At 67.9% G+C, this 17,696-nt stretch carries 19 protein-coding genes; 14 read left to right on the top strand and 5 right to left on the bottom strand.

Features of this window, described 5'->3' with window-relative positions; all coding sequences use genetic code 11:
* The first annotated feature begins 280 nt into the window (after window positions 1-280).
* Complete coding sequence (locus tag WEG36_14555; protein ID MEX1258832.1) at window positions 281-562, top strand: type II toxin-antitoxin system Phd/YefM family antitoxin; 282 nt, start codon at window positions 281-283, stop codon at window positions 560-562.
* Window positions 563-646: 84 nt separating this feature from the next.
* Window positions 647-874, top strand: a complete 228-nt coding sequence (locus WEG36_14560; protein MEX1258833.1) for a Txe/YoeB family addiction module toxin — start codon at window positions 647-649, stop codon at window positions 872-874.
* Between the two features lie 342 nt (window positions 875-1,216).
* Here the strand turns inward: WEG36_14560 and WEG36_14565 are convergent, their stop codons facing one another.
* The 5 genes from WEG36_14565 to elbB form a co-directional block, all read right to left on the bottom strand.
* Window positions 1,217-2,596, bottom strand: a complete 1,380-nt coding sequence (locus tag WEG36_14565; GenBank protein MEX1258834.1) for a tyrosine-type recombinase/integrase — start codon at window positions 2,594-2,596, stop codon at window positions 1,217-1,219.
* Window positions 2,597-2,680: 84 nt separating this feature from the next.
* Window positions 2,681-3,217, bottom strand: coding sequence for a GNAT family protein (locus WEG36_14570; GenBank protein ID MEX1258835.1), 537 nt, complete (start codon window positions 3,215-3,217; stop codon window positions 2,681-2,683).
* Window positions 3,218-3,230: 13 nt separating this feature from the next.
* Window positions 3,231-4,391: a hypothetical protein gene (locus WEG36_14575; GenBank protein ID MEX1258836.1), complete on the bottom strand. Its 1,161-nt coding sequence runs from the start codon at window positions 4,389-4,391 to the stop codon at window positions 3,231-3,233.
* The gene (locus WEG36_14580; GenBank protein ID MEX1258837.1) at window positions 4,343-4,735 is read right to left on the bottom strand and encodes a VOC family protein; all 393 of its coding nucleotides are present in this window, start codon (window positions 4,733-4,735) and stop codon (window positions 4,343-4,345) included. The genes WEG36_14575 and WEG36_14580 overlap by 49 nt, the downstream gene beginning before the upstream one ends.
* A gap of 82 nt (window positions 4,736-4,817) precedes the next feature.
* Window positions 4,818-5,474: an isoprenoid biosynthesis glyoxalase ElbB gene (gene elbB, locus WEG36_14585; GenBank protein MEX1258838.1), complete on the bottom strand. Its 657-nt coding sequence runs from the start codon at window positions 5,472-5,474 to the stop codon at window positions 4,818-4,820.
* Window positions 5,475-5,609: 135 nt separating this feature from the next.
* Between elbB and WEG36_14590 the strand changes: the two genes are divergently transcribed.
* The 12 genes from WEG36_14590 (at window position 5,610) to WEG36_14645 (ending at window position 17,651) form a co-directional block, all read left to right on the top strand.
* Window positions 5,610-6,836: a 4-hydroxy-3-methylbut-2-enyl diphosphate reductase gene (locus WEG36_14590; protein MEX1258839.1), complete on the top strand. Its 1,227-nt coding sequence runs from the start codon at window positions 5,610-5,612 to the stop codon at window positions 6,834-6,836.
* Window positions 6,837-7,005: 169 nt separating this feature from the next.
* Window positions 7,006-7,434 carry a type II secretion system major pseudopilin GspG gene (gene gspG, locus WEG36_14595; protein ID MEX1258840.1) on the top strand — a complete coding sequence of 143 codons (429 nt, stop codon included), beginning with the start codon at window positions 7,006-7,008 and terminating at the stop codon, window positions 7,432-7,434.
* Window positions 7,435-7,440: 6 nt separating this feature from the next.
* Window positions 7,441-8,643 (top strand): type II secretion system F family protein, encoded by a 1,203-nt coding sequence (locus tag WEG36_14600; protein MEX1258841.1) that lies wholly within the window; start codon window positions 7,441-7,443, stop codon window positions 8,641-8,643.
* Entirely contained in the window at window positions 8,640-9,194 is a 555-nt protein-coding gene (locus tag WEG36_14605; protein ID MEX1258842.1) for a GspH/FimT family pseudopilin, read from the top strand. The genes WEG36_14600 and WEG36_14605 overlap by 4 nt, the downstream gene beginning before the upstream one ends.
* Window positions 9,178-9,879 (top strand): type II secretion system protein, encoded by a 702-nt coding sequence (locus WEG36_14610; protein ID MEX1258843.1) that lies wholly within the window; start codon window positions 9,178-9,180, stop codon window positions 9,877-9,879. The genes WEG36_14605 and WEG36_14610 overlap by 17 nt, the downstream gene beginning before the upstream one ends.
* Window positions 9,876-10,487, top strand: a complete 612-nt coding sequence (locus WEG36_14615; GenBank protein MEX1258844.1) for a prepilin-type N-terminal cleavage/methylation domain-containing protein — start codon at window positions 9,876-9,878, stop codon at window positions 10,485-10,487. The genes WEG36_14610 and WEG36_14615 overlap by 4 nt, the downstream gene beginning before the upstream one ends.
* Complete coding sequence (locus WEG36_14620; protein MEX1258845.1) at window positions 10,484-11,518, top strand: hypothetical protein; 1,035 nt, start codon at window positions 10,484-10,486, stop codon at window positions 11,516-11,518. Before WEG36_14615 ends, WEG36_14620 begins: the two co-directional genes overlap by 4 nt.
* A complete protein-coding gene (locus tag WEG36_14625) occupies window positions 11,518-13,020 on the top strand; it encodes a PilN domain-containing protein (GenBank protein MEX1258846.1) in 1,503 nt (500 codons plus the stop codon). Before WEG36_14620 ends, WEG36_14625 begins: the two co-directional genes overlap by 1 nt.
* Complete coding sequence (gene gspM / locus WEG36_14630) at window positions 13,017-13,625, top strand: type II secretion system protein GspM (GenBank protein ID MEX1258847.1); 609 nt, start codon at window positions 13,017-13,019, stop codon at window positions 13,623-13,625. Before WEG36_14625 ends, gspM begins: the two co-directional genes overlap by 4 nt.
* Window positions 13,622-14,557 (top strand): hypothetical protein, encoded by a 936-nt coding sequence (locus tag WEG36_14635; GenBank protein MEX1258848.1) that lies wholly within the window; start codon window positions 13,622-13,624, stop codon window positions 14,555-14,557. Before gspM ends, WEG36_14635 begins: the two co-directional genes overlap by 4 nt.
* Complete coding sequence (locus tag WEG36_14640) at window positions 14,554-16,107, top strand: secretin N-terminal domain-containing protein (GenBank protein ID MEX1258849.1); 1,554 nt, start codon at window positions 14,554-14,556, stop codon at window positions 16,105-16,107. The genes WEG36_14635 and WEG36_14640 overlap by 4 nt, the downstream gene beginning before the upstream one ends.
* Window positions 16,104-17,651, top strand: coding sequence for an ATPase, T2SS/T4P/T4SS family (locus WEG36_14645; protein ID MEX1258850.1), 1,548 nt, complete (start codon window positions 16,104-16,106; stop codon window positions 17,649-17,651). Before WEG36_14640 ends, WEG36_14645 begins: the two co-directional genes overlap by 4 nt.
* Window positions 17,652-17,696 lie beyond the last annotated feature (45 nt).

Here is a 17,696-nt window from a genome sequence, read left to right on the forward strand (position 1 = left end):
GATTCAGTGCGTCCCCGCGCGGGCGTTCTGATAACGTTCCAGCGTTGCCGAACCCTGAGTCTTGGCGCGGGCCGTGCTCAGCACGGGCCGTGACAGGGCGAAGGGTTGCAGCGGAGGCGCGAAGCGCCGGAGCCGGCAAAGCGTTGTTATACGAGGCTCGTGCCGCTGGTCCCTTGATCCGACCCTCCGACTCGAGCAGCCCCGTCACACAGTCTTGCATCGAGGCCCTTTATCTTGTACTGTATTCTTGTACATGTTCTCCCCAACCGAGTGATTACGTATGGCAACCCGTGCAACTTACAGCCGCGCCCGAGCGAACTTTGCGGCGATCTGGAACGAAGTTGAGAATAGCCGAGAGCCGGCAATTCTAGAGCGCCGCGGTCATGACACCATGGCTCTCGTGCCAGCGGACGAGCTGTCCAGTCTTCAACAAACAGCATACCTCCTACGCTCTCCAAAGAATGCCGTGCGACTCCTAAGTGCTCTGGTACGTTCCCGAAAGGGATCCACCCGTCCTGTTGAACTCGAAGCGCTCATGAGTGAACTCGAGCTCGTTGAGTAGGGCCCTTACGTGAGCGCCAAGGGACGCGGCTCAAAATCTTCCTCCACTCCGAAGCACCGCGTCACAATCATTCAGAGCGAATGCATGGAGGACCTAGAACACTGGATCGCAACCGACCGGAAGACCGCGCTCCGAATCTTCGATCTAATGAAGGCTGCACGCCGTGATCCCTTCCAGGGGATCGGCAAACCCGAGCCGCTCAAACACATGGGACCCGATGTTTGGTCCCGGAGAATCACGAGCCGTGACCGACTCGTTTACAGAGTGGGAAACGACTTCGTCGACTTCCTGCAGGCCAGATATCACTACTGACTACTGACCTTTTCCAGGCTCCTTACGTCGTCCTGCCGTTCGTCCTACCTCGCACGAGAAAGAGCGGCACGAGTTTCGTATAACTCCCCGTTTCCGCCCCCGCGTTCGCCTGGGTTGTGCGGCGTGGGGTTCGTGATTGAAACCCAGATGCGGGGGAATGCGGTTGGGGGTGGTGTTAGGGGCGAATCTTTGGGTGCGAATCGCCTGAAGTGGCCGTCCCGCCGATGTGAGTCCCTGGATTGGCCCAACGATGCCAATGATGGCGATGCGGTCGCGGTGAAGGCAAGCAATTCTTCCGCTCGGGGCCGGAGGGAGCGGTCGGCGTGCACGATTTGCGAACCTTCACTTTCCGTCAGCGTCCCATTCCTCTTCCCCGCCGAGCTCGTCCAATGGGTTTCGGATTCTTGCAAAGTCCCGGTTGCTGACATGTGTATAGATCTCGGTCGTCCGGCTCGAGGCGTGGCCGAGCAACTCCTGAATGTATCGGAGATCCGTCCCCGCTTCGAGCAAATGCGTGGCGAACGAATGTCGCAGAGTGTGCGGGGTCACTCGCTTAGCGATCTTGGCTCGGGTCCGAGCCCGCGCGACGACTTTTTGCACGCTCCGCGTGTTGAGATGTCTTCCCCCGGATTCTCCCGGAAAGAGCCACTCCCCACAATCCTCCGCGCGAAGCAGGAGGTGTCGGTCAACCGCCTGTAGCGCGCGTACGCTCAGGAGCGTGTATCGATCTTTTCTTCCCTTCCCTCCCCGGACCTTGAGCAGCCGACGGTCACGGTCCACGTCTTCGGCGCGGAGGCGCACGACCTCGCCAACGCGAAGGCCGCTCGAGTAGAGGATCATGAGGAGCGCACGTGTCGAGGGATGTCGCGCAACGCCCAGGAGCGACTCGACTTCTTTGCGCGAGAGGACGGTCGGCAGAGTCCGCGCCCTTTTGGGGCGAGGGATCTCCCGAAGAAGCTGGGGACGGCCGAAGACGGTGTCGTACAGGAGGCGAAGCGCACTGACCGCCTGCCCATGGAGCGGACGGGACACGCCCCTCTCTTCGATCAGGTAGACCAGGTATCCGCGAATCTCGTCCGGCGAGGCGACCCGGAGCTCCGGCGGCGGTCCGCAGGTCGCATTTGCGGCGTCCCAACGCCAACGAGCGAATCGCCGAATGTGACCCAGGTAAACGCGGCGGGTCTTGGGGGAGTAGCCAGCGAGGACCATCGCACGGTTCATTTCGGCGAGGGCCTCGGCGTCCATGATCGCCCGGGCTGCGGAGTCTCGGGGTGGAGCGTCGCGGGCATCTGGTGCCTTGCCGTCTCGCGCATCTCGGACGGCGGGCACGTCGCGACCCGAGTCTCGGCCGGGGAGTCCCGCGGCGTCTCGCCCCTGGCCGGGGCGCGTATCGGCGCTCTTGGATCCCGCTCCCCCGACGGGAGAAGCGGCGCGACCTGGAAGCCGGATTCCGGGAAAGGTGGATGCGAGTCGTTCCGCCGATCTGTGCGTTGCCGGCAGGCTCCAGCTCTTTGTGTCCGGGTGCCATCGCTTTCCCGGAATCTCTTTGATGCGCCGCACGATTTCGGGGTCGTAGGGAAAGGTGACGAGGAATCGACCCTGCCCGTCGAGTTGCACCAGAGGGGGCCTGATCACCGACCCGGGGAGTCGGCCCGGTACTTCAGTGCTCTTGGGTGGGAAGTACCCGGGAGTGGTGGAGTCGCCGGGCTCTGACTGCGACATGGGCGCCTCGCGGCGGAAAGGAGTACGATAACCGCACCACGATCCTACGGGCGGTGGGACGAAGCCATGGCTGGAGGGGACAACTCAGCCGCGCCACTCTGATCGCAGGATTCCGTACCAGGCTTCGTCGATCGGCTCCTCCCGTTCGATCCGATTCTGCCGAAGCACCCCTTCCCTCGTCATTCCGATCTTCTCCATGACGCGCTGCGAGGCGGTGTTTCGTACGTCGGCCATGGCGCAGATCCGATTGAGCTCCGGAAGGGTCGAGAATGCCGCATGGACAACCGCGCCGGTGGCCTCGGTCATAAACCCACGATTCCAGAGCGGGCGGGCGATCGAGTATCCGATCTCCCCCCGGCGATGTTGGAGGTTCAGCCGGAGGTTGATCCCGCCAACCGCCCCGTCATCGAGCCCGATCGCCCAAGCCGGATGTGTCGAGCGATCGAGGAGGATCTGCCTCGCGATGAATTCTTCCGCGTGTTTTCGTCCATACGGGATTGGAAGCGCCTTCAGAAATTGCGCCCACCCGGGGTCGCGGGCATAGGTCAGGACGTCGCCGACGTCGCTCAACCCCCAGGGGCGGAGGACCAGGCGCTCGGTCTCAATTCGCTCAGGGAGCACGGGCCAGAACTCTTCAGCCACACCCCTCTACCCACTCGACCGCCGGCAGCGCGCCGGCCCGGAAGCGCTCGACGCGAGCCCCGTCCGTCTCGAAGACGATTCTGAGCTTCGCTTCCTCCGGCTCACCCGGCGTGACGGTCAGGTACTTCCCATCCGTGTATTTGTGGGGCCCCTCCGTCAGGTTGCCCGGATGAAGCGTGCGAATTTCGTCCTCGGTCGAGCCGATGCGCGCTCCCCGCGCGGTCGCCACCGCTCCCTCCCGCACATCCACGCGCACGAATCGTCCCTCCACGAATATCAGAGAGACGCCCGCGGGCCATCCCGAGGGCGTGACTTGCTCGCATGCGACGGTGGACGCCACTCCTGCGGGTTCTGTGCCCGGAACGAGCGCCGGGAGCTCGGCGGTCGACGCGGGCCCCGTGGAAGCGGTGCCCGGCGCCGGAAGATCGGCAGGGGGAGCCGGCCCCGAAGGATCCGGCCGCTCCAACGCCCCACCGAGCGCGGCGTCCACCTCGTCGCGACTCATTCCCACCCGGACCGGTCCGAATCCGCTCGGCTGCACGATCCAGGTGGAATCGAAGGCCACTCCCGCGACGGGGGCGACGGGATCGGGTGTCGGATCCGCCGGGGTCTCGGACGCCGCACGCCCCTGGAAGTACGCGGCCGCCAGAGCCACATCCAGGGGCGCGATGGCCCTCGGTTCCTTCCCCGGCTCGAAGAGCACGATCGCGTCGAGGGCCGGCAGCGCCGCGAAATCGTACTTCTTCGCTTCCCCAGAAACGACGAACTCGAGGGGGCGGCGGCCCGCCAGGGTCGTAATGGGCCACCCTTCCCTCTCCAGGAAAAGGTGTGCCTCGGCGCGATAAAACATGAGATCGTCCGCGATGGTCGCGAAGTCCTCCTCGGGAACAGTGGCGCGAAGCGCCTCGAGCTCCTCCGGCGTCGCCTCCATGAATACGACGACCCGCTCTTCGAAGGGCGCGGTTTCGGGAGCGGCTCCGCAGGCCGCGGCCCCGATCCAGAGGAGGGTGACCGCAGGAAGGAAGCGGGGGGCGCGCGGAGAGTTCCAGGCACACCCGGCGGCCGCGGCACCTCGGCCGGGGCGCGCGCTCGGGAGGCGCACGCTCAGGGAAGGTTCAGCTGCCACGACACCCCGTACCGGTCCGCGAGCCATCCGAACCTCTGGCTGAAACCATAGGAATCGAGGGGCATGAGGACGGATCCGCCCTGCGACAGCTCCCCGAACAACCGTTCGAGCTCCGCATTCGACTCGCACTCGACGAAGAGGGAGATGGCGGGAGTGAAGGTGAACTCGTGCTTCACCGGGGAATCGATCGCCATGTATTCCCTCCCGCCGAGCGCGAATACGGATTGCTTGACGCTCCCCGCCGCTCCGGGTCCGGATTCGTCGTAACGCTCGATCGAGATGACCTCGGAGTCCTCGAAAAGAGATGTGTAGAGGCGGATTGCCTCCTCGGCCTTTCCCTCGAACATGAGAAATGTCCTGATCTGCTTCATGGCTCTCGCGCGTCCCGCGTCGAATGCGGCTGGGTTCGGGGGCGGCTCGTGCAGGCGAGGGGAGACCGCGGGCCCGCCGCCCTCAGGCCCGTGCCAGGACTTCCTTCACCGCTTTCGTGATCCCCTCCTCGGCTTCGGAGATCCGGTGCGCCAGCATGTACGCGGGAGTCGTGACGATATTCAGCTCATCGTCCACCACGATGTCTTCGACTCCGCAATTCACATGACGCCCCCCGAGCGGTGCGAGGGCGTTCGCCGTCTCCTGGTCGGTTCCGATCGTGTACCGGAACCCTTCTTTGCCGAAGAGATGCGCTCCGATCGCGGGTGCGATGCAGAGGAGCCCGATCGGTTTCCCCGTCGCATGAAACTTTCGGAGGAAGTCCGCCACGTCCTGATTGACGGAGAAGTCCGTGCCCTTGAAGGCGAAGTCCGAGAGATTCTTCACGGCGCCGTATCCTCCGGGGACGATCACCGCGTCGAACTCGTTGGGATCGAGCTCTGCCACATCCTTCACCGGACCTCGCGCGATCCGCGCCGACTCGGTGCGGACGTTCCTCACCTCGTCCTTCGCCGCCTTCCCTCGCTGATGGTCGAAGACGTAGGCCTGGGGAATGTCGGGAGCGGCGCAGACGGCTTCTGCCCCGGCTTTGTCGAGGGCGAGGAGAGTGAGGACCGCCTCGTGGATCTCGGCGCCGTCGTGGACGCCGCAGCCGGAGAGGATGACGGCGACTTTTTTCATGGCTCACGACCGTGTGGCTCGGGAGATGGGGTTGCCGGGGTAGCTCGCGCCCCGCCCTCCGCACTCTAGGAGGGGGGGCCACTCACGGCAACACCCCCGGAACCCCCGACTTCATCCGGTGTTCGACCCGCCGCCATGACGATCGAACAGACTTACTTCCGGCGGGGATTCGGCCTCAAGGACGAGGTGCGCCCCGTCATCGAGGCGGAGTACCATTCGGCCGTCGTCGAGGACATCCGCGCGCATGGGTACCGGCGGACCTTCGGCGATGTCACGGTCCGTCTCGCCGAGGAGTTCGGCTTCTGTTATGGCGTGGACCGCGCCGTGGATTACGCCTACGAAACTAGACAGAAATTTCCCGACAAGACAGTATTTCTTGTCGGTGAGATCATTCACAACCCGTACGTCAACCAGCGGATGCGGGATATGGGGATCCGCTGTCTGTATCCCGACGCGCATGGACACTTCGATTTTTCGGTCGTCCGTCCCGAGGACGTGGTCCTCCTTCCGGCCTTTGGCGTTACCATCGAGGCCTTCGAGGAGCTGAAGAAGATCGGCTGCGTGCTCGTGGATACGACATGCGGGTCTGTCCTCCTCGTCTGGAAGCGGGTCGAGCAATACGCGAAGGAGGGTCTCACCTCGATCATCCACGGGAAATACACGCACGAGGAGAGCCGGGCCACAGCTTCGCAGGTGCGGAAGCACCCGGGGGGGAAGTACCTGATCGTGAGGGACATGGCCGAAGGGGAGCTGGTCTGCGACTACGTCGCCGGCCGGCCCGGGCACCTTACGCGGAAGGCCTTCGTCGAGCACTTCTCCGAAAAGGCTTCTCCCGGCTTCGATCCCGACCGGGACCTCCTCCGTTTCGGCGTTGCGAACCAGACCACCATGCTCGCGAACGAGTCCATGGCGATCGGCCGCAAGCTGGAAGAAGCGCTGATCGAGGCCCGGGGCGCCGAATACGCGCGGGAGAACTACCGCTCTTTCGGGACGATCTGCTCCGCCACGCAGGAGAGGCAGGACGCGGTGGTGAAGATGATGGAGACCCCGCCGGACCTGATGATCGTGATCGGGGGATACAATTCCTCCAACACGAACCACCTCGCCCACATGTGCCGCGAGCGCACGCGGACCTACCACATCGAGGATTCGGCCTGCATTGACGTCGAGTCCGGAACGATCCGCCACAAGGCCGAGCTGGCGGCCGACGCCCCCGAAACCGTCGAATCCGCCTGGATCCCCGAGGGCCCCTTCGAGTTGGGCCTCACAGCGGGGGCCTCCACCCCCAACAACAAAGTGGGCGACGCCCTCCTCCGCGTCCTCGAAATTCGGGGGATCACCCCGCAGTGGTCCGGTAGCTGACCGTTCCCTGACACCTTTCTGGTTAACGCTTGTCACCCAGGGAGTGTCATTATAGGTGCGGGCAACCCACATTGCAGTAAGACGATCCAATGTTTGGGCGGATTTTGGGCGGCGTCCCGGTATGGGCCTCGCCCCGTCCGTGCCGTCACCTCCTTCGGGAACGCGAGCCATGGTGAAGCGAACGAGCGGGTTTACCCTCATCGAAATCCTCGTCGTCGTGACGGTGATCGCGGTCCTCGCGGCGCTCGTGGCCCCGAACGTCTTCCAGCACCTGGGGACCGCGCAGGACGCCGCGGCTCGCTCGCAGATCGAGATGCTCGGCGCCGCGCTCGACGCGTACCGCCTCGACAATGGGCGGTATCCGGCCTCGGCTCAGGGGCTCCAGGCGCTCCGCGGGGAACCCGCGGCGGAGCCCCGCCCCCGCAACTGGCGCGGTCCTTACCTCCGCCGCGAGGTCCCACTCGATCCGTGGGGGAACCCTTACATCTATGTGAGCCCCGGCGAGGCCAACCCGCAGTCGTACGACCTCGTTTCGTTCGGCGCCGACGGTCTCGCGGGGGGAAGTGGGGAAGAAGCGGACATCCTGAGCTGGGAGTAGCGACCCTTGCCCGTCTTCGCGTACCGCGCGGTCACCGCGGAGGGACGCCGGACTCGGGGGCGCGTCACGGCCCTTACCGAGACGGCCGCCGCGCTCGATCTGGAGACGCGGGGGCTCCTCCCGCTCGACCTCCAGGAAGACGCCGCCACCGCGCAGGGGAAGGGAAGCGTCGGTCGGGGACGGCGGCGTGCCGTGCTCGAGTTCACGAGGGGAATGGCGGCTCTCCTCCCCGCGGGGATGCCCCTTTCGAAAGCACTCGCGGCCTCCACTTCGACCTCGCCGGCCTCGATTCAGGCGCCTCTTCATTCGGTTCGCGAGCGGGTCCAGCGGGGCGACGAGCTTGCGGCCGCCCTCGGCGAACACACCGACCTCTTCTCCCCGCTCTACGTGGGGATCATCCGGGCGGGCGAAAAGACCGGCGCCCTCGACGGCGCCTTCATCCGCCTCACCGCCCACCTCGAGAGGGAGGAGGAGCTTCGAGGAAAGCTCCTTTCGATGTCCATTTATCCGGTGGCGCTCGCCGTCGTCGGGCTCGCGTCGGTCCTCGTCCTGGTACTTTTTGTCCTTCCCCGTTTTGCGGAGGTCCTCGTGGGATCGGGCTCTCCGCTCCCGCGTTCGACCGCCCTCGTCCTCGGAATCGCGGAGGCGGCTCAGCAGGGATGGGTCTACCTCCTCTTGGTCCCCGTCGCCTTCGCTCTCGCCCTCGCCTGGATGCGGGGGACGGAGGCGGGCCAGGCGGCGGCCTCGCGATTCCTCCTTTCCCTCCCCGTGGTCGGGACCTGGCGGAAGCAGGCGCTCGCGGCGCGATTCGCGCGGATGTCCGGAGAGCTCCTGGTGGGGGGCTCGCCCCTCCTCTCGGCGCTCAGGGACACCGCGGAGTGCATGGGAGACCCCATCGCACGCGGGGCCATTGACACCGTGCGGGGGCGGGTGCGCGAGGGTTCGACGCTGACGCGGGCGGTGGAAGAGGTGTCGCTTTTTCCCCAGGAGCTCTGGCAGCTCGTTTCTCTGGGCGAGGAGTCGGGGAGCCTCGCCGACTTCCTGTTGAAGGCGGCGGACCTCCTGGAGCGGAGGACGGAGCGCGGGCTCGAGCGGATGGTCGCGCTCGCGGAGCCGGCGGTGATCATCGCTTTCGGAGGAATCGTGGCGCTGGTGGCGCTTTCGCTCCTCCAGGCGATCTACGGGGTGAATCTGGAGGCGGTGCGATGAGGCGAGGGGTCGCTCGCCCGGCGGCTCGCGGAGCGGGCAGATCACGGGGTCGCTCTTCGACGCCGATCGGGTCTGCCGGTTTCACCCTCGTCGAGGTGGTCGTCGTCCTCGTGATCCTCTCGGTCACGGCGGTGATCGCGGTGCCGGCCTTTCGGTCGTCGCGCGAGCTGAGCGATCTGGACCTGGCCACCGAACGGGTCGAGATCCTCCTCCGGATCGCGCGCGATTCGGCGGTGAAGACCGCGATTCCGGTCACCGTCGTCGTGGATTCGGCCAGCTCGCTCGTCTGGCTCACGACTCCGACCTCGATCGGGATGGCGGGCGAAGCCTCTGCGCTCCTGAGCGCCGGGGTGGCCGCGGCCGCCTCGACGGGACCGGGCTCGTCGCTCGACCTCCCCGCCGGAGTGCGCATGGAGCTCACCTCGGCGCGGGCCCGCTTCACCTTCCAGCCGGACGGGCAGGTCTTCCCGGACTCGATCTATTTGCGAAGTGGAGCGACGATCCGCCTAGTGACCGTGAACCCCTGGACCGGCCATGCGCAGGTTTACTGAAGCTCCGAAGGAGCGGGAAGCGCGGCGGGACGGCGCTTCGGGGGCGGCGGGCTCCGGCGCGGGAGCTCACGGGAAGGCTCGCCGAGCCGCGGGAACGACGATCCGGTCTTTCCGGGCGTCCGCAACCCACGGCTTCTTGCTCCTCGAGGCGGTCGTCGCGCTGGCGATCATCGGGATCGTCGCCGTGGGCGTCCTGGCCTCGACCGCGGCCCAGGTTCGGACCGCCGGCAAGGCGAGCGTGCTCGCAGTCGCCCGCACCCTCGCGGAAGACCGGACGACCGCCTTCCGCTTCCTCGGATACGAGGAGCTTCGCGATCCTCCGGATTCGCTGATGGGCGGCGCCTTCCCGGCCCCCTTCGACGAATACTCGTGGAGCGCGGCGATTCACGAGACGGAAGGCGAATACGATCTCTTCACCCTCGATGTGGTCACCACGGGGCGGGGCGAGGTCTTCCCGGTCCAGACTCTTCTCCACCGCCCGCGGCCGCAAATCGTGGCGGGCAGCGCCGCGGCGGGGAGGGGCGGAGCGGGTCAGGGGGGGGCCGGTGGGCGAGGGGGACGCGGCGGGAACGTGACGGATGCACCGCCGGGGCGCGGCGGAGGCGGAGCGGGTCTTCCGGCGGGCGGCGGACGTGGCGGCGCCGGCCGGGGCGGCGGCCAAGGCGGCGGAAGGGGGGGCGAATGAAAAGCCGCTCCGCCGGATTTACCCTGGTCGAAATGCTCGTTGCCCTCACGGTCGCGGGGATCGCGCTCGCCGCGGGGTTCGGCGCACTCACCTCCCTCCAGGACCGCTCGACACACGCCCGCGACGCGACGACGGCCGCCCTCGAAAGTGCCGCGAGCCGCGACCTCATCGTGAACTGGCTGGTCGGCGCTCGCCGCGGAGATTCCGACCTCGGGGAAGTTTTCGAGGGCCGGGACGCCGCCGAGCTCTCTCTCGTCTCGGACGAGCTTTACTTCCCCACAACGGCGCGCACTCCCCTGGACACGCCCACGACGCTGGTGCGCCTCTATCTGGACTTCGATCCGAATACGCCGGAGCGGGGCCTCGTCGCCGAGCTGGTCGGCCGCCAGGCCGACGAACCGGTCCGCATGGAGCTCGCGCCGCAAGTCCTCGGGATGGAGATCCGCTACCGCCCCGACGTGGACGGCCAAGTCGAATGGGCGGCGAGCTGGATGGCGCAGGACGCACTTCCCCGCGCCGTGGAGATCGTCCTCTTCGACGATCCCGCGGATCCGATGCCTCCCCTTCTCGCCCTTCCCATTCGCGTAGCGCTGGCGACCCTCCAATGATCCGCGACGAGAACGGGTTCATCCTGATCGCCGTCCTCTGGCTTCTCGTGGCGATCGCCGCGGTGGGGCTCGACGCGGGGCTCCGCGGGCGCACCGAACGCCTCGCGGTCGCGAACTCGGTGGACGACAGCCGCGCCCGCGCGGCCGCTTACGCCGGAGCGGAATACGCGCGCTCCCGCCTGACCGCCGCGATGCTCGCGCGCGCGGACGAGCTCCGCGCGCAGGTGGCCGAACAGAGCCGGAATGCCCGCGGCGGCGGGCGAGGAAACACTCGCACGCAGTCCGTGGAGCGCCTCTTCCGGAGTGCCGATCCGATGGAGGATCCGTGGCGGGACCCTTCGGGACTCCTGATGGACCAGATCTCGCTCGGCGATTCGAACTTCCGCCTCCAGGTGCGCGACACGGGCGCGGCCGTGAACCTCAACCAGGCCGACGAAGAGATGCTCCGCAATTTCTTCGCCCAGGGGATCGGTCTCGACTTCACCGATGCGGACCGGATCACGCAGGCGGTCCTCGACTGGCGAGACGAGGACGAGATCCCTCGCGTCGGCGGCGGGGAGCGCGAAGCGTACCTCGACGCAGGGCTTCCCGTCCTGCCGCCGAATCGCCTCTTCGCTTCCCTCGACGAGCTCCGCTTCGTCCTCGGGATGACGCCGGAGGCATTCGAGGCGGCCACCCCTCACCTCACCCTGATCGGCTCCGGCCGAATCAACGTGAACGCGGCTCCCGAGGCCGTTCTTCTCGCCGTCCCCGGGATGACGCCCGGGCTCGCCGGAGAGCTCATTCGGAATCGCGAGAGTGGCTACTTCCCACGGAACAACGACGAGTTCTTGGAGATGGTGCCGGCCGCTGTCACGGGGTCGGGGCGCCAAGCCGAGCGCCAGCTTCAGGCGCGCATCACCTTTGCCACGAATGAAGTCGAGATCCTCTCGGAGGGGTGGGTCGAAGGAAGCCCGGTGAGCTCCCTCGTGCACCTCGTGGTCTCGCGAGCGAGCGAAGGCGCGCTCGTCGTGTGGAGGAGGGTGGAGTGATGGTGAAGGCTCCGCTCGGAATCGCGATCGGCCCCGACCGGATCACCGCCCTCGTCGGTGAAGGAGGGGCGTTCCGCGAAGTTTCCGTACCGCTCGTCCTCCCTGCCGGGTCGGAGGATCCGACGCCCGCGCTCGCGCTCGCGCTGGACGGGCTTCGCGAGCTCGGCTTCGGCGAAGAGGGGGGAGAGGTCACGGTCGCCCTCCTTCCCCCGCTCGTCGAGGTGAAGCTCGTCCCCCTCCCGCCGCTTCGGCCGGAAGAGGCCGAGGCGGTCCTCCGCCGCGACCTCGCGAAACACTTCCTCCGGGGAGGCACGGCCTCGGTGGTCGGGGTGGACATGCACCGCGGAATGGATATGCACCGCGGAGGGGTACGGAGCTCGGAGGGGAGCGGAATGGGAGTCGGCTCGGAGGTAGTCGGAGCGTCCGACGGGGAGGTGCAGCGTGCCGGTCGTGGGCCGGTCCTCGCCGCCGCCGCGCCGCGGCAGCTCGCCGAGGCGATCCTGCGCTCGGTCGCCGGTGCGGGGTGGCGGCTCGCCGCGATCGTTCCGGCGCACGCCGCGTGGGTCGAGGCCGTGCGGAGCGGTGGAGAGGGGAAAGCGCCGGCTCGCGGCGCTCCGGGACTCGTAGTCGCGATCCACGGGGAGACCGCGCACCTCCTTCGCCTGGACGAGGACCGCCCGACGGGGATGCGCCGGCTTCCCGCCACGAACATTCCGGAAATCGTCGCCGCGGCCGGGGGCGGCGCCGGGCGCGCCTGGGTCTTCGCCTCGGACGCCGAGGGGCGACCGATCGCCGAGGCGCTCGCCGCCGCGGGGTGGCAATCGGGAGTGGAAGCTCGCCTCCGCCGCTCCGCCGCGGGTGTCGCGGCCCTGCACGCGCACGAGGCGGGAGCCGAGCTCGTCCCCCCGACACTCGCGATGGCACGCCGCGACCGGGCTCGCCGGGTCGCGGTCGGAATGGGGATCGCCGCGGCGGTCCTCGTCGTAGCCGCGGCGGGGGTCCAGCTCTGGGGCGCGAGCCGGGAGCTCCGCCTCGTCCGCGCCGAACGGGCCGAGATCCGGGAGGCGGTCGCGCCGGTGCTCGCCGCCGCCGATTCCCTCGGGATGATCGAGGAGCGGCTCGCGTCAATCGGGACCCTCGAGGAGGCGGCGTCCGGATGGACCTTCGCCCTCGTGGAGCTCGCCGTCGTCTTGCCGGAGGACGTCCACCTCGCGGCGCTGCAGGCCGCGGGCGACACGCTCGTGATGGACGCGGTCGGGGGGCGAGCCGGTGACGCGCTCGACGCGCTCGGCAACTCTTCGAGCTTCCGCGACGTCCAACTCGAAGGCACGATCCAGCGCGATGTGGAGGCGGGCGCGGCCGCTCGGGAGCGCTTCACCCTGAGCGCGATTCGGGCGGACGGACTCCCCTCTGCAGCGAAGACGGGCGAACGGCCCTCCGAGCTCGAACGAGTGGCGGAGCCGGACCGTCCGCGCCCCGATTCCGAGGAGAGGGATCCATGACGCCCCGCTTCGAGTCGCTCGAGCGCCTCCGCGATCGGGTGCGTGCGCTCTCCACCCGTGATCGGCGCGCACTTCTCCTCGGGCTTCTCATCCTGGGACCGGCTCTCGGTTGGATCGGGATCGTGCGCCCGTGGCAGAGCGCCCTCGCCTCGCTCGCGGAGACGGCTGGGGCCGAAGAGTCGCTCCTCCAGCGCGAGCGCGCCCTTCTTCGGGAAGCGCCGACCCTCCCGGGCCGGCTGAGCGAGGCCCGGGCCACTCTCGCGCGGAAAGAGGCCCGGCTCGTCCAATCGGTGAACCCGGCCCTCGCGGAGGCAGAAGTCGTCGGACTCGTGGAGGAGCTCGCCCGCGCGAATCGCGCCCTCTTCCTCGAGGCGAGGAGCGTGGCGCTGGGAGTGGGGGAAGAGCCCCCCCCGGGGCTTATTCCGATTCGTCTTAACGTTCGTGTTGAGAGCGATTTCGAAGGTATATTGGACTTTCTGCACGCGATCGAATCCGACCCTCTCCTCATCCGGGTGGTCGGGCTTTCGATGCAGGCCGGTGAGTCCGGTGTAATGAACTTCATGGCGGTGATCGAGGCATACGCGTCGAGGGAGGAGGTCACATGAGACGGCAAGCGGGAGTCGGAGCGTGGATTGGTGGGGGAGCACTCATCGTGGGGGTGCTCGTTTTCGGGGTTGCCCTGGGACGCGCCATGGCGAGCGGGCCCGCGCCGGCGGAACCCGCGGTGTCGCCTCCGGCCTCGGATGGACCGACGGAGGGATATGCCGCCGCCAACCCTGAAGGCGCCTGGCGCGCAAGCGAGGGCGCAATGGCCGACGTCGGCCGTGCCTCGAATTCGAGCCGCGAGCCCGTCTCTCCCGAGGTGCTCCGCCTCGCCGTCGAACGCGCGCCCTTCGATGAGGACCGCGAGCCCCCGTCGCGCCGCTACGTCCTCCCGGGGACGGAGCAGCCCGTCTTCGAGATGCCCCGGATCGAGCTTCCCCCACCGCCCGAGTTCAGCCTCCTCGGCGCGGTCGCGACGGAGAGGGGCGGGTGGGCCGTGATCCGCGTCGGCGATGAGACGCCGCGGATGGTCGCGACGGGGGACATGATCGAAGGCTATACCGTCGCCTCGATCGAGGGCGACGCGGCCGTCATGGCGGGGATGGGACGCACCCTTCAGGTGCAGTTGAACGAGCCGTCGGCGACGGTCGCGGCTCCGCAGCGTGGCAGAAACAACCGGAATGACCGGGACGACGACGACGATGACGACGATCGCGCGGCGGCGCTCCGCGAGGCGCAGGCCCGTTTCCAGCAGTTGGGGGGCGCACTCGGCGGAAACCTTCCCGCGGCTGCGCTCCAGATGATGGAGCGCCTCCAGGCCGGGGGTGGGATCGCAAACGTCGAGGTTCGGGACGGACAGATCTTCATCCAGGGACAGGGTGGGGAGCAGGTGACGGTGAATCCGAACCAGGGGACCGTCCAGATGATGCGCCAAAACGGCGCGGGAGGACGACAGGTGGAAGCCGTCCGCGTGCGGCCCGGCGGAAACCAGTGAAACTTCCGGCGGCGCGCCGGCGCCCGCCGACGGCGGTCGTCCTCCTGGCCGCGCTCCTCCTCGCGGCCGGGTTCGGACCGCGCGCCGCCGAAGCCCAGCAGATCCAGCAGGTGAACGGGGGAGTTCAGCTCAATTTCCAGGATCTGGACCTCGCCTTCGTCTTCACCGCGCTCGCCCAGGCGTCGAATCTGAACCTGATCTACCACGACCTCCCCTCGAAGCCGATCACGCTCCGCACTACCGAGCCGATGCCGGTCGAAGAGCTCCCGGCGCTGATCCAGTCGATTGCCCGGGCGAACGGCGTGGCCGTCGTGGAGGAAGGGGGCTTCGTCCGTCTCCAGGGCACCACGGAAGATGAGGACGAACCGCCGGATCTCCGCGAGCTCTTCATCTACCGGCTTCGCCACGCGCGCGCGCCCGTCCTCGCTCAGACCCTTTCGGCCCTTTTCGGGGGACCGGCGCCGGCGTCGGGCTCGTTGACGCGGCCGCAAACGCTTTCCCAACAGATCACCCAGCTCCAGGGGACGGGGCTCGGACCCGGGGGCCAGGCGGCCCAACAGGCCCCGGTGATCAACTTCCAGCCCGGATCGGGTGAGCTCGAGGGGAACGTCCTCATCATTCCCGAAGAGGTGACGAACTCACTCCTGATCCGCGCCACCCCGAACGATTGGACGATTCTCGAGCAGGCGCTCCAGGCACTCGACCTCCGACCCCTCCAGGTCGTGATCGAGGTCGTGATCGCGGAGGTCAGCCGGACCGAGGACCTTGACATTGGGACGACCTTCAGCATCACCGGATCGGCCGACGGGGCCGACGTCACGGGCGCGCTCACCCGAGACCTGCCTCCCGCGAACGCCTTCACCCTCGACCTTCTCCGGACAGGAAATGTGGACGTGGAGGCGACGTTGAGGGCGCTCGCCGCGACCGGAAACGTGCGGATTCTCTCGCGCCCGGTGGTCCTCGCCCAGAACAACCAGGAGGCACGCATCAACGTCGGATCGCAGCGCCCCTTCGTGCAGGTGTCGCGGACCCTCCCCACCGACGAAGGCGCCCGCGACGAGGTCATCCAGTACCAGGACGTGGGGACGATCCTGAACATTCTCCCTACGATCAACGAGGACGGATACGTCAATCTCCTCGTCGCCCAGGAAGTGAGCAGCGCGACCGCCGAGGTCCAGTTCGGTGCGCCCATCATCAACACGCGCGAAGCGACGACGCAGCTCCTCGCGCGGAACGGCCAGACCGTCGTGCTCGGCGGCCTCGTCTCGCGGCAGGAGGATCAGGTTCGCTCCGGCATTCCGTTTCTGAAGGACATCCCGATCCTCGGGTACCTCTTCGGGTTCGAACGCACGATGTCGTCGAACTCGGAGTTGTTCCTCTTTCTGACGCCGTACATCGTCGCCACGGACGAAGACGCCGACCTCCTCCGCGAACAGATCGAGCAGGACGCGGAGCTGATCGGACCGATCCTTCCCGATGCGCCCCTGACCCCGCCGGTCGTGTTCCCGGCCCCGGGAGCGCCGGCCCCTGACGGTGGAGGAGGAGGGTGAGCTCCGCGGAGCCCCGAACGGACCGGGATCCGGTCGCCCTTCTCCAATCCCTCGAGCCCCTCTCCCGCGACCTCACCGACCGGTACCTCGAGCACCACGGGGTCCTCCCCCTCCAGGTCGAGGACGGGCGCCTTCTCGTCGCGACCTGGCGGGACGAGGTGGATGCGCAGGCGCTCGACGACCTCCGTCAGATCGCCGCTGCTCCCGTCGAGCTGATCCACCTCCCCGAAGCGGAGCTCCGCAGCGCGATTCGCCGCGTTTATCAGCCCGACGCGGTCACGGCCGAGGATCTGATCGCGGGGATGGGCGACGAGGTCCGCACGGAGGGAACGAGCGACACCGACGGCGCGCTCGACGACCTCGTCGCGATGGCGAACGAGGCCCCCGTGGTGAAGCTCGTGAACCTCCTTCTCCTCGAAGCGCTCGAGGCGCGCGCCTCGGACGTACACCTCGAGACCTACCAGGGAGGCGTGCGCGTCCGTTACCGGGTGGACGGGGTCCTCCAGGATGCCCCGGCTCCGCCCCGGCGCCTCGCCGCCGCCGTCGTGAGCCGCCTCAAGATCATGGCCGAGCTGGACATCGCCGAGCGGCGGGTCCCCCAGGACGGCCGGATCCGCCTCCGGATGAAGGACCGCCAGGTGGATGTCCGGATCGCGACCCTCCCGACCCTCCACGGCGAGAGCGTCGTCCTCCGCCTCCTCGACAAGGAGCAGGGGCGGATCGGACTCGAAGAGCTGGGGATGGCGGAAGACACGAGGCGGGTCTTCGAGCGGGTGATCGCCCATCCGCACGGGATCGTCCTCGCGACGGGGCCGACCGGATCGGGAAAAACGACGACGCTTTACGCTGCGGTGGACAAGATCCGTACAGGGCGGGAAAAAATCGTGACTGTCGAAGACCCGGTCGAATACGAGCTGGCCGGGGTTCCGCAGGTCCCGGTGAACGAAAAGGTCGGCCTCACCTTCGCCACCGCGCTCCGCGCCCTCCTCCGCCAGGACCCCGACATCATGCTCGTCGGGGAGATCCGGGACCACGACACCGCGGAGATCGCGACCCACGCGGCGCTCACCGGGCACCTCGTCCTCTCGACGCTCCATACGAACGACGCCGCGACGGCGCTCACCCGCCTCGTGGACCTCGGGATCGAGTCGTACCTCGTGGCCAGCACGGTCGAAGCGGTCCTCGCGCAGCGGCTCGTCCGAACGATCTGCGAGAGCTGCCGCGAACGGACTGAGCTCACCTCCGAGGAGAAGTCGGCACTCGGCTTCGGGCCCGACGACCAGGTCCCGGCGTGGAAGGGGAGCGGGTGCGAAGAGTGCCGGGGGACGGGCTACCGTGGACGGATCGGGATCTACGAGCTCCTCGTGATGGACGATGACCTCCGCACCGCGATGCACCAGGACCCGAGCGCGGGGCAGCTCTCCCGCATCGCAGTCTCGAAGGGGATGCGCCTCCTCCACCAGGATGGGATCCGCCTCATCCGCGAGGGAGTCACGACGGGGGAAGAAGTCCTGCGGGTAGCGAGCGGGGGCGGCGCGGTCTAGTCACGCGCGGACCCGAGGACCTGGCCGCGCCCGGCGGCCGAGACC

The sequence above is a fragment of the Gemmatimonadota bacterium genome (genome assembly GCA_040882465.1).
Classification (GTDB): domain Bacteria; phylum Gemmatimonadota; class Gemmatimonadetes; order Longimicrobiales; family Gaopeijiaceae; genus JBBEBG01.

Bases quoted from the DNA above. Each gene is read 5' to 3' on its own strand.
- WEG36_14620 (MEX1258845.1), top strand. From the start codon at position 10,484: ATGATCCGCGACGAGAACGGGTTCATCCTGATCGCCGTCCTCTGGCTT.
- gspG (MEX1258840.1), top strand. From the start codon at position 7,006: ATGGTGAAGCGAACGAGCGGGTTTACCCTCATCGAAATCCTCGTCGTC.
- WEG36_14615 (MEX1258844.1), top strand. From the start codon at position 9,876: ATGAAAAGCCGCTCCGCCGGATTTACCCTGGTCGAAATGCTCGTTGCC.
- WEG36_14605 (MEX1258842.1), top strand. From the start codon at position 8,640: ATGAGGCGAGGGGTCGCTCGCCCGGCGGCTCGCGGAGCGGGCAGATCA.
- WEG36_14560 (MEX1258833.1), top strand. From the start codon at position 647: ATGGAGGACCTAGAACACTGGATCGCAACCGACCGGAAGACCGCGCTC.
- WEG36_14590 (MEX1258839.1), top strand. From the start codon at position 5,610: ATGACGATCGAACAGACTTACTTCCGGCGGGGATTCGGCCTCAAGGAC.
- WEG36_14635 (MEX1258848.1), top strand. From the start codon at position 13,622: ATGAGACGGCAAGCGGGAGTCGGAGCGTGGATTGGTGGGGGAGCACTC.
- WEG36_14610 (MEX1258843.1), top strand. From the start codon at position 9,178: ATGCGCAGGTTTACTGAAGCTCCGAAGGAGCGGGAAGCGCGGCGGGAC.
- WEG36_14575 (MEX1258836.1), bottom strand. From the start codon at position 4,391: ATGGCTCGCGGACCGGTACGGGGTGTCGTGGCAGCTGAACCTTCCCTG.
- gspM (MEX1258847.1), top strand. From the start codon at position 13,017: ATGACGCCCCGCTTCGAGTCGCTCGAGCGCCTCCGCGATCGGGTGCGT.
- WEG36_14565 (MEX1258834.1), bottom strand. From the start codon at position 2,596: ATGTCGCAGTCAGAGCCCGGCGACTCCACCACTCCCGGGTACTTCCCA.
- WEG36_14625 (MEX1258846.1), top strand. From the start codon at position 11,518: ATGGTGAAGGCTCCGCTCGGAATCGCGATCGGCCCCGACCGGATCACC.
- WEG36_14555 (MEX1258832.1), top strand. From the start codon at position 281: ATGGCAACCCGTGCAACTTACAGCCGCGCCCGAGCGAACTTTGCGGCG.
- elbB (MEX1258838.1), bottom strand. From the start codon at position 5,474: ATGAAAAAAGTCGCCGTCATCCTCTCCGGCTGCGGCGTCCACGACGGC.
- WEG36_14580 (MEX1258837.1), bottom strand. From the start codon at position 4,735: ATGAAGCAGATCAGGACATTTCTCATGTTCGAGGGAAAGGCCGAGGAG.